The organism is Monashia sp. HAY1-2A, assembly GCF_056755315.1.
The window spans coordinates 1-8,355 of sequence record NZ_JBNDHY010000178.1 but is presented as its reverse complement, the minus strand read 5'-3'; the positions used below and the strand labels follow the sequence as shown (position 1 = coordinate 8,355).

At 74.4% G+C, this 8,355-nt stretch carries 6 protein-coding genes and 1 pseudogene; 5 read left to right on the top strand and 2 right to left on the bottom strand.

From position 1 onward, the window contains the following. The 3 genes from ACPYOM_RS19260 to ACPYOM_RS19250 form a co-directional block, all read left to right on the top strand. On the top strand, nt 1-2,254 hold a 2,254-nt coding region (locus ACPYOM_RS19260), incomplete at its 5' end, for an ATP-binding SpoIIE family protein phosphatase (protein ID WP_481347191.1). Continuing rightward, the gene (locus ACPYOM_RS19255; protein WP_481347190.1) at nt 2,251-2,589 is read left to right on the top strand and encodes an STAS domain-containing protein; all 339 of its coding nucleotides are present in this window, start codon (nt 2,251-2,253) and stop codon (nt 2,587-2,589) included. The genes ACPYOM_RS19260 and ACPYOM_RS19255, both read left to right, overlap by 4 nt. A 160-nt stretch (nt 2,590-2,749) precedes the next feature. Further along, nucleotides 2,750-4,192 (top strand): glycoside hydrolase family 3 N-terminal domain-containing protein, encoded by a 1,443-nt coding sequence (locus ACPYOM_RS19250; protein WP_481342905.1) that lies wholly within the window; start codon nt 2,750-2,752, stop codon nt 4,190-4,192. A gap of 118 nt (nt 4,193-4,310) precedes the next feature. Here ACPYOM_RS19250 and ACPYOM_RS19245 read toward each other — a convergent pair whose 3' ends face one another. Further along, the gene (locus ACPYOM_RS19245) at nt 4,311-4,619 is read right to left on the bottom strand and encodes a hypothetical protein (RefSeq protein ID WP_481347189.1); all 309 of its coding nucleotides are present in this window, start codon (nt 4,617-4,619) and stop codon (nt 4,311-4,313) included. A gap of 154 nt (nt 4,620-4,773) precedes the next feature. Between ACPYOM_RS19245 and ACPYOM_RS19240 the strand changes: the two genes are divergently transcribed. Both ACPYOM_RS19240 and ACPYOM_RS19235 read left to right on the top strand, forming a co-directional pair. Further along, a complete protein-coding gene (locus ACPYOM_RS19240) occupies nt 4,774-7,113 on the top strand; it encodes a glycosyltransferase family 2 protein (protein WP_481347188.1) in 2,340 nt (779 codons plus the stop codon). 78 nt (nt 7,114-7,191) lie between these two features. Further along, a complete protein-coding gene (locus ACPYOM_RS19235; protein WP_481347187.1) occupies nt 7,192-8,028 on the top strand; it encodes a helix-turn-helix domain-containing protein in 837 nt (278 codons plus the stop codon). Between the two features lie 100 nt (nt 8,029-8,128). Here ACPYOM_RS19235 and ACPYOM_RS19230 read toward each other — a convergent pair. Then, nucleotides 8,129-8,355 (bottom strand): annotated as a pseudogene (locus ACPYOM_RS19230) (hypothetical protein); the annotation flags it as partial.

Genomic DNA, 8,355 nt, shown 5'->3' with positions numbered 1-8,355 from the left:
TCCGTCGTCGGCAGCGTCAGATGTGTATAAGAGACAGCATGGACGGGGCCCGGTGAGCGGCACGAGCGGGCTGCGGCCCGCCGCAGGCCGCCCCCTGCTCCACCACCTCCGCGTCCTCCTCCTCGTCGGGGGCTCGTACTACCTCGGCGCGCGCCTCGGCCTCGGCATGTCCCTCGTCGAGCGCAACGTCACCCCGCTGTGGCCGCCGACGGGCATCGCCGTCGCGGCGTTCCTCCTGCTCGACCGCCGACGCCGGCCCGTGGTCACCCTCGCCGTCCTCCTGTCGGCGTTCGCCGTCAACCTGCCCATCAGCGCGAACCCGCTGGCCGCCGGGGTGACGGCGGTCGGCAACGCCGCGGCCCCGCTCGTTGCGGCCCTGCTGCTGCACCGCTTCGGCTTCCGCCGCCAGGTCGACCGCCTCCGCGACGCGCTCGCCATCGTCTTCCTCGGCGCCCTCGCCAGCATGACGGTCAGCGCCACGGTCGGCGCCGTCACGCTCGCGGCGTCGGGGGCCATCGGCGTCGACGCCCTGCCGACCGCGTGGGCGGTGTGGTGGACGGGGGACGCCATGGGGGTGCTCGTCGTGACGCCCTACCTGCTCAGCGTGCCGCTCGTCATCGACCGCACGTGGCGCAGGAGCCAGTGGCTGGAGGGCCTGACCGTCCTCGTCGCGTCGGGCCTGGTCACGGGCTGGGCGGCCTTCTCGCACATGGTCGTCCTCGTCGTGGTCCTGCCGGTCCTCGGGTGGGCGGCGTGGCGGCTGCAGCTGCGCGGTGCAGCCCCCGCCGCCCTCGTGGCCTCCGTCGTCGCCACGTGGGCTGCAGCCCACCAGCGCGGCCCGTTCGAAGGCCGCTCCCTGCTCGAGCAGATGGTGAGCCTCCAGGCGTTCAACGCCTGCGTCGCGCTGACGTCGTTGATCCTCGCCTCGCTCGTCAGCGAGCGGCTCGAGGCGGCGAGCACCCTGGCACGGTCCGCGGCCGAGCTCGAGGCGCGGGTGGCCCAGCGCACCGCCGACCTGCAGACCGCCAACGCGCGGCTGCGCCGCGAGATCCGCGAGCGCTCCCAGGCGCAGCGCCTGCTGAGCCACGAGGAGGCCCGCGCCACGAGGGAGCACCACATCGCGGAGGTCCTCCAGCGCAGCATGCTCCCCGGTGGCCTGCCCGACCTGCCCGGCCTCGACGTCGCCGCCCGGTACCTGCCGGCGACGGCGGACGTGCAGGTCGGCGGGGACTGGTACGACGTGATCCCCCTGCGGCACGGGCTCGTCGGCCTCGTCATCGGTGACGTCGCCGGCCACGGTGTGCACGCCGCGGCGACCATGGCGCAGGTGCGCATGGCCGTGCGGGCCTACGCCGTCCAGGACCCCTCGCCGGCCCGCGTCCTGCGTCGCGTCCACCGGCTCCTGACGCGCCTGGCCACCGACGAGATGGTCACCGTGCTCTTCCTCCTGCTCGACCCGGCACAGGGCACCGTGCGCCTCTCGAGCGCCGGGCACCCGCCGGCGCTCCTCGTCGACGCCGACCGGGCCCGGTTCCTCGACGGCGCCCTCGCGCCGCCGCTCGGCGTCACCCCGGCCCGGACCTTCGCCGAGGTCGAGCACCTGCTGCCGGCCGGGGCGACCCTGCTGCTCTACACCGACGGGCTCGTCGAGCGTCGCGGTGTCGCGATCACCGAGGGCCTGGACCGGCTGAGCGCCGGCGCGCTCCGCCTCGTGCAGCCCGATGCCGGACACGATGCCGGTGACCTCGACACCGTCTGCGACGCGCTCCTGGCCGAGCTCCTCGGCGAGGCCGACCGCTCGGACGACGTCGCCCTCCTCGCCGTCCGCCCGGTGCGGACCGGCACCGGCGCCCTGCGGCTCAGCGTCCCGGCGGACGCCCGCTCGCTCGCCGAGGTCCGCACCGCGATGCGGCGATGGCTGCGGGAGGTGGGCGTCTCGCCGGAGGACGAGGTCGCCCTCCTCGTGGCCTGCGGGGAGGCATGTGCGAACGTCGTCCAGCACGCGTACAGCGGTGCCCCGTCGCCGGGGACCATCGACGTCGAGGTGCGCCGACGCGTCGGCGCGGACGGAGGCGTCGACGCCGTGGAGGTCGCCGTCCGGGACCACGGGACGTGGCGCGTGCCCGCGGCCCGCGGCGGTGGCTGGGGGCTCGGCGTGATCCGGGCTTTGACGGAGTCCGTGGACACGCGACACGATCCGGGGGGCACCGTCGTGACGATGACGCGTGCGGTCCGGAGAGGAGCTGTCCCGTGAACGACCTCGCGCACGTCGACGCCGCACTGCACGACGAGCTCTGCCTCGTCCGTGTCCGGGGGGAGATCGACCTGTCCAACGCCTCCGACGTCGGGGACGCGGTCGCCGCAGTGGTTCCCGGGGCCGCGGCGCGGGTCGTCGTCGACCTCAGCGGTACCACGTACCTCGACAGCACGGGCATCGCGATGATCTTCCACCTGTCCGAACGGCTGGGTCACCAGCGCCAGCCCCTGCGGGTCGTCGTGCCGCCGACGTCGGTGATCCGCAGGGTCGTCGACATCACCGACCTCGGCGCGGTCATCCCCGTCGACGACGGCCCGCCCGAGCTGGCCTGACGCGCCTCACTCCGGACCGGCGGGAGGCCCTGCCGCGCAAGGCTGCCCGGCCGAGAGGCACTTTCCTGTGGGTCGTCGCGGACCTGTGGGCAGGAGCGTCACGCGGACCTACACTGAAGACGCGTCGCTGCTGCACGCCATCGACCGTTGGGGGCCCAACATGCCGGCACGACGCACGACCTTCCTCGCGGCCTGCGCCGCGGTCCTCCTGCTCGGAGCCGGCGTGCCGGCCGCCGTCTCGGGCACGGTCCCGAGCGCCGTGCCGGCCACGCTCGCGACCACCACCCTGACGCCGGCCGACCAGGCGCGCGCGGTCTTCGACCGGATGACCGCCGCGCAGCGGATCGGGCAGCTGTTCATGGTGGGCGGCCCGGCAACCGGCCTCGGGTCCTCGACGCAGGCGGCCATCACGCAGTACCACGTCGGCAACCTCGTCCTCACCGGCCGGACGACCTACGGCGCGGCCCCGGTGCGCTACCTCACCGCCCACGCCGACGCGCTGACGACGTCGGCGGCCACGGCCGGCGTCCCCCTCTTCATCGCGACCGACCAGGAGGGCGGCTACGTGCAGGTGCTCCAGGGCACCGGGTTCTCGCGGATGCCGACGGCACTGACGCAGGGCACGTGGTCCGACACGACGCTGACCGCGAGCGCGACGACGTGGGGGCGGCAGGTGTTCCGCTCCGGGGTGGACCTCGACCTGGCACCGGTCATGGACACCGTCGCCAAGAGCTTCGCCAGCCTCAACCAGCCGATCGGGTACTGGGACCGGGAGTACGGGTACACGCCCTCGGTCGTCGCCGACAAGGGCACGGCGTTCCAGCACGGCATGCAGACCTCCGGTCTGGCGATGACGGCCAAGCACTTCCCGGGTCTGGGCCGCGTCACCGGCAACACCGACACGTCGGCCGGGGTCACCGACACCGTCACGACGCGCACCTCGGCCGACATCGGGCCGTTCCGCGCGGCCATCGCCGCCGGTTCGCGGGTGCTCATGGTCTCGTCGGCCTACTACCGGCTCATCGACGCCGCGCACCCGGCCGTGTTCTCACCCACCGTCATCGGCGGGATGATCCGCGGCGACCTGCACTTCACCGGGATCGTCGTCAGCGACGACCTCGGCAGCGCCCGGCAGGTCACCGGCTGGACGCCGGCGGCGCGGGCCCTGCACTTCCTCGAGGCCGGCGGTGACGTCGTCCTGACCGTCACCCCGACCGTGGTGCCGGCCATGGTGCAGGCGGTCACGGCACGGGCGGCGTCCGACTCGGTCTTCCGGGCCAAGGTCGACGCGGCGGTGCTCCGGGTCCTCACGGTCAAGGCGCAGGACGGACTCCTCGCACCGCGGCCCCCGGTCAACGGCTCCCTCGGGTCCTCGACGATCGTCGCGCTCCAGCGCTGGTTGGGCGTCACCCGCACCGGCGTCTTCGACACGACGACCATCCGCGCCCTGCAGGCCCGCATCGGGATGGACGTCGTCGGCGTCTGGGGCCCGCGCTCGATGGCCGCGATGCAGTCCTACCTCGGCCTCTACCGCGACGGCGCGACGACGTGGAACGCCCGGACCGTCGCCGAGCTGCAGCGCTACCTCGCCACGCAGCTCTGACCCGCAGACGCGTCCGACCAGGGAGACGAGGAGCCGTCGTCGGCCGCGCTCTTCCCGCTGCTCGGCGTCGTCGTCACGGGGAGCCGTCGTCGGCCGAGTGCGCGCCGGACCCGCGTCGCTACTCGACGGACGTGCTCGGCACGTCGTCGTCCGGCGTCGGCACGTCGGTGACCCGGGCCGTGTGGGCCGAGACGACGTAGGGGTTGCCGCGGGCGACCGCGTCGGCCACGGCGTCGACCCACGGCTCCGGCATCGGCGCGAGCCCGGCTCCGGCGATCGCCTCGACGAGCGCCTGCGTGGCCTCGTCGTGGGACCGGTGCCGACCCCGGCGCACGAGGTCGTTGATGATCGTCTGCAGCTGCTCGTCGCGGGCGAGGGCGGCCCGCTCGAGAGCGCGGTCGTCCATCGGGTCCGTCGTCGGCTCCATCGCTGCCTCCTCGGGTGTGGGGACCGCTTCCGCCGCGCTCCTCCGGAGGGGGCCGTACCCGCTCGGTTCGACTCGGGCACGCCGGTTGCCTACACTCGCTGGGTCCATCCGCACGGATCCGGGGCAAGGGGACCCGCCGACAGGAAGTTCGTTCGTGGGTCTGACCGTCCTCGAAGCCGTCCTCGCAAGCATGCTCGCCACCCTCGGGTGCCTCGTCGCCGCGCCACGCCGCTCCTCCGGCCGCGTCCGCCGCGCCGCACCGGCGTCGTGGCCCGCCCGCGCCCTCTTCCCCCTCGTCCCGCTCGGCCTCGTCGGCGGTGGGATGCTCCTGCTCGGCGCCGCGAGCGACGTGGCCGTCGCGGTCGGCGTCCTGTGGGTGCTGTCCGTGCCGTGGGTCCTCGTCACGAGACGCTGGGGGGTGTGGGCGCACGCCGCGTGGTCGCTCACCGTGTCCGCAGGTCTCGCCTACCTCGGCGCGATGCTCTGGTGGACGCTCGGTTCCGGGCTCACCGGGCTGACCCTCGTCGGCGCGTGGCTGCTGCTCGGTCTCGAGGTCGCGGCGTTCGTGCTCCTCCTCGCCTACGGCTGGGAGATCTTCGACGTGCTCGGCAGCCGGCAGTGGCGCCGCCGCCTCGCACCCGGGACGACGTCCGTCGTCGCCACCCGCACCGACCTGCCGTTCGTCTCGATCCACGTGCCGGCCCACAACGAGCCGCCGGACATGCTCATCGACACCCTGCGCTCGCTGGCCGCCCTCGACTACCCGGCGTACGAGGTGCTCGTCATCGACAACAACACCGAGGACGACGCGCTCGTCGAGCCGGTCGCCGCGTTCTGCGCCGCCCACCCCGAGGTCTTCCGGTTCCACCGCCTCCTCGACTGGCCCGGGTACAAGTCGGGGGCCCTCAACTACGCCCTGACCGTGACGGACCCACGGGCCCTCGTCGTCGGCGTCGTCGACGCGGACTACCAGGTCGACGCGGACTGGCTGCGCCAGACGGTCGGTGCCTTCGACGACCCGAAGGTGGCCTTCGTGCAGTCCCCGCAGGACTACCGGGACTGGGAGGGTTCGGGCTACCTGCGCCGCCTCTACTTCAGCTACGACTACTTCTTCTCGGTCTCGCAGCCCTCCCGTGACGAGCGGGACGCCGCGATCTTCGGCGGCACCATGGGGCTCGTGCGCCTCCAGGCGCTGCGCGACGTCGGCGGCTGGGACGAGTGGTGCGTCACCGAGGACGCCGAGCTGTCCCTGCGCCTGCTCGCCGCGGGCTGGAGCGGCCACCACGTCGACCGGCCCTTCGGCCGCGGGATCATGCCGCTGACGTTCGAGGCGCTCAAGGGCCAGCGCTTCCGCTGGTGCTTCGGCGGGATGCAGATCCTGCGGCGGCACTGGCGGGTCCTCATGCCGTGGAACCGGTCGACGCCGATGTCGCGCAGCCAGCGCCTCGCCTACCTCGTCGGCGGCCTCCAGTGGACCGGTGACCTGCTCTCGCTCGTCTTCGGTGCGGTCGTCGTCGTCAGCCTCGTCGACGTCGCGCTCGGTGGCGGCCTCGTCGTCCAGCGCCTGAGCGGCCTCATGCTCGTCGCCGTCCCGGCCCTGCTCCTCTTCGGCCTGCTCCGGGCGGTCGCCGTCGTCAAGCTCGTGGCCCAGCGGGCGACCTGGCGCGATGCCGTCGGGGCCTTCGTCATGTGGCTCTCGCTCGGCTGGGTCGTGTCGCTGGCCGTCGTGCGTGGCCTGACCGAGCCCGCCGGCGTCTTCCTCCGGACCCCCAAGGTCAAGGGGGAGGTGCGGCTGTCGGACGCGGTGCGCTCCAACCGTGCCGAGCTCGCGTCGGCGCTCGTGGCCGGGGTCGCCGTGCTGTCCGCCGTCCTCGTCCGACCGGGGCTCGTCGCGCTGGGGCTGGCCGCGCTGCTCGTCGTCCCCGTCGTCGGCTGGCTCGCCGCACCGGCCAACACGCTCGCCGCCTTCCGCGCCGACCTCCCGCCACGGCTGCGCGCACGCCGCGACTCGGAACGGGCCCGGGCCTGGTGGGGCCGCGTCGGTGGTGCCCGGGGGTCGCTCGCCACGGCGGCCGCGGCCGCCGCCGTCCTCGGTGTGGTGGCCCTCGTCGTGTCGCCAGCGTCCCAGCAGTCGCCGCGCAACAGCGCGATGCCCGCGCTGCCGCGGACCACCGTGACCGTCCAGCCGGACCCCGCCACGGGGACGGGCGCGCGGACGTGGACACCCTCGACGACCTCGGCTGACGCCGCGGTGTCCTCCACCGGCACGCCGACGCCCGGTTCCCCGAGCGCCACGAGCCGCGTGGGGTCGCTCGCGCCGGCGACGACCGCGCCCGCCCCCGCCACGACGTCCGCCGCGCGGCCCACCGCCGTCCCGACGACGCCGCCCGGCACACCGTCGACGGCCACGCGCCCGACCCAGGCGCAGACGGTCCCCGGTGCGACGAACCGTCCGACGAAGACCAAGTCCACGGGACCGCCCCCCACTCCCTGAGCGGCGCCGGTCCGCGCCCGCTCGTCTGCGCCCTCATCGGCCGACGTCCCGACGCGCGTCCGCTGGCAGGATGGCGCCATGAGCCCGTACGTCCCCCTCAGCGTGCGCACCCCGTCCCCGCTCGGTGAGTTCCTCCGCGCGCGCCGTCGCGCGCTCGCCCCCGAGGACGTCGGCATCAGGCGGACCAAGGGCCGTCACCGCGTCGGTCTGAGCCGCACCGAGGTCGCCGAGCTCGCCGAGATCTCCGTGGCCTACTACGACCTCATCGAGCGGGGCCGCGACCTGCGCCCGAGCGCGTCCGTCCTCGACGGCCTCGCCAGGGCCCTGCGCCTCGACGCCGACGGCCGCACCCACCTGCACGGGCTCGCCACCGGGGGCCCGCGGCGGCGGCACGCCGAGCCGGAGGAGCTCACCGACGAGCTCGCCGAGCTGCTCGAGGCGGTGCTGCCCAACCCCGCCTACGTCGTCGGCGCGCGCTGGGACGTCATCGGCGCCAACCGTGCGGCGTGCCGCCTGTTCACCGACTGGGAGGGCCGGCGGACCAAGCGCGAGCGCAACCTCCTGTGGTTCTACTGCTGCGACCCCGCGGCGCGGTCGCTCTTCGTCGACTGGGTGCAGGAGGCGGCGGACCAGCTGGCCCTCTTCCGCGAGGCCTACGCCCGCCACCCCGACGACCCGGGCTTCCAGCGCGTCCTCGACGAGGTGTTCCGCGGCAACCCGGACACCGTCGAGTGGTGGGAGCGCCACGACAGCGACCCCACCCGCGGCCGTACCAAGCGGATCCGTCTCGAGGACGGGCGCGTCGTCCGGCTCCGGCAGCTCGTGCTCCAGGCGCTCGACGAGCCCGACATCCGCGTCATCAGCTACTTCGTCGACGCCGACGAGGACCTCGACGCCGCGGACCTCGACGCCTGACGCCCGTCCGGCCCGGCCTGACCGGGGCTCGCGCGGGGAGGCGCCCCGTCCCACGAACGGACGAGGCGCCCCGGTGCGGTGGCTCGGGGGGCGGTGGCCGCTAGCGTCGGCGTCGGGTGCCGAAGATGCTGCGGGTGATCTCGCGGCCGATGACGGTGCCGGCAGAACGCAGCATCGAGCGGAAGGCCGTGGACTGCACGACCTGCTCGACGATGCCGGGGTCCTCCTTCGGCTCACGCCTCGGGGTCGATGTCGACGTGGGGGCCGGGGGCTGTCTCTTATACACATCTCCGAGCCCACGAGACGCGTAGTAATCTGGGGGGGTGG

Bases quoted from the DNA above. Each gene is read 5' to 3' on its own strand.
- ACPYOM_RS19250 (WP_481342905.1), top strand. From the start codon at position 2,750: ATGCCGGCACGACGCACGACCTTCCTCGCGGCCTGCGCCGCGGTCCTC.
- ACPYOM_RS19245 (WP_481347189.1), bottom strand. From the start codon at position 4,619: ATGGAGCCGACGACGGACCCGATGGACGACCGCGCTCTCGAGCGGGCC.
- ACPYOM_RS19235 (WP_481347187.1), top strand. From the start codon at position 7,192: ATGAGCCCGTACGTCCCCCTCAGCGTGCGCACCCCGTCCCCGCTCGGT.